Below are 1,578 nucleotides of genomic sequence, written 5' to 3'. Positions count from 1 at the left end.
CTCGGAAGTGCTCATGCGGGGCTCCGGTAGAGGTGATGCTTCGCGATGTACTGCACGACACCGTCGGGCACGAGGTACCACACGGGGTGGCCTCGGCGCACGCGGGCGCGGCAGTCGGTGGACGAGATGGACAGCGCCGGGATCTCGAGCTGGCTGACATCCTCGGTGGGCAGGCCCTCCGTCGTCAGCACGTGGCCCGGGCGGGACACCGCCACGAAGTGCGCGAGGTCCCACAGCTCCTGATGATTGCGCCAGCCGAGGATCTGCGCGACGGCGTCGGCACCGGTGATGAAGAACAGGTCGGCACCCGGCCGTTCACGCTTGAGATCGCGGAGCGTGTCGATCGTGTAGGTCGGACCCGCCCGATCGATGTCGACGCGGCTCACGGTGAATTGCGGATTGGATGCCGTCGCGATGACGGTCATCAGATAGCGGTGTTCGCTCTCGGTGACGTCGGCTTTCTGCCACGGGCGGCCCGTGGGGACGAAGATGACCTCGTCGAGATCGAACGATTGCGCGACCTCGCTGGCCGCGACCAGGTGACCATGATGGATGGGATCGAACGTCCCACCCATGACCCCGATGCGAGGGGCGCGTGTCACCGACATACAGTGGGCCTCAGTGGCCGTGCGCCTCGGGCGTGGGCGTCCCGTGCTTCTTGGTGTAGGCCTCGGCCTTGTGCGCGTGACGGTTCGAGACGTTGCGGTACGACAGGGTCACCAGGCTCAGCGAGACGAACACGATGAAAGCGACCGCGCCGTACCAGAAGGTCTGAGCCTGCACGTTGCCGCCCTCGTGGTGGGCGCCCTCAGCAGCGGCGTAAGCGATCAGCGAGGCGAAAGTCATCAGTGCTCCGTTCGAAGTTTCTGCGCGGCGCGCAGGGTCATTTTATGCGGTCAGGCCCGAACCTGGCCGTCGCCGCGCCCCAGCCACTTGGTGCTGGTGAGTTCGGCGAGGCCCATGGGTCCGCGCGCGTGCAGCTTCTGGGTCGAGATCCCCACCTCGGCGCCGAAGCCGAACTCGCTGCCGTCGGTGAAGCGGGTCGACGCGTTGACCAGGACGACGGCCGAATCGACCTCCGCCAGGAAGCGCGACGCGGATGCCTCGTCGTCGGTGATGATCGACTCGGTGTGATGCGTCGAGTAGCGGCGGATGTGCTCGAGCGCGGTGTCCAGGTCGTCGACGACGCGCACCGCGAGGTCGAGGCTCAGGTACTCGGTGGCCCAGTCCTCCTCGGTGGCGGCGACGACGCGGGGGTCGTAGCCTGCGGCGGTCTCGTCGCCGTGGACGCGGACGCCCGCCTCAGCGAGCGAACCCAGGAGGTCGGGCAGCAGGCGGTCGGCGGCATCCCGATGCACGAGAACCGTCTCGACCGCGTTGCACACGCTCGGACGCTGCGTCTTCGCGTTGAGGACGATGTCCCGGGCCCAGTCGGCGTTGGCCGTGGCATCAAGGTACACGTGCACGACACCGGCGCCCGTCTCGATGACGGGCACCGTGGACTCGGTGACGACGGTCTCGATGAGACCGGCGCTCCCCCGCGGCACCAGGACGTCGACCAGACCGCGGGCGTTCATG

3 protein-coding genes are annotated in these 1,578 nt (G+C 67.9%); all 3 read right to left on the bottom strand.

Going from position 1 to position 1,578, the window contains the following annotated elements; genetic code table 11:
* Positions 1–11: 11 nt before the first annotated feature.
* On the bottom strand, positions 12–608 hold the full coding sequence (gene nadD, locus I5G_RS07610; RefSeq protein WP_022878523.1) for a nicotinate-nucleotide adenylyltransferase: 597 nt from the start codon (positions 606–608) through the stop codon (positions 12–14).
* A 10-nt stretch (positions 609–618) separates the two neighbouring features.
* Positions 619–846, bottom strand: coding sequence for a hypothetical protein (locus I5G_RS07605; protein ID WP_022878522.1), 228 nt, complete (start codon positions 844–846; stop codon positions 619–621).
* A gap of 50 nt (positions 847–896) precedes the next feature.
* The coding region (locus tag I5G_RS07600) for a glutamate-5-semialdehyde dehydrogenase (RefSeq protein WP_022878521.1) at positions 897–1,578 on the bottom strand (682 nt) is incomplete at its 5' end.

Source organism: Microbacterium sp. B19, assembly GCF_000333395.1.
GTDB lineage: Bacteria > Actinomycetota > Actinomycetes > Actinomycetales > Microbacteriaceae > Microbacterium.
This window is presented reverse-complemented; position numbering and strand designations above follow the sequence as displayed.

What these genes read in the sequence shown, in the direction of transcription:
- I5G_RS07605 (WP_022878522.1), bottom strand. Translation starts at nt 846, where the DNA reads ATGACTTTCGCCTCGCTGATCGCTTACGCCGCTGCTGAGGGCGCCCAC.
- nadD (WP_022878523.1), bottom strand. Translation starts at nt 608, where the DNA reads ATGTCGGTGACACGCGCCCCTCGCATCGGGGTCATGGGTGGGACGTTC.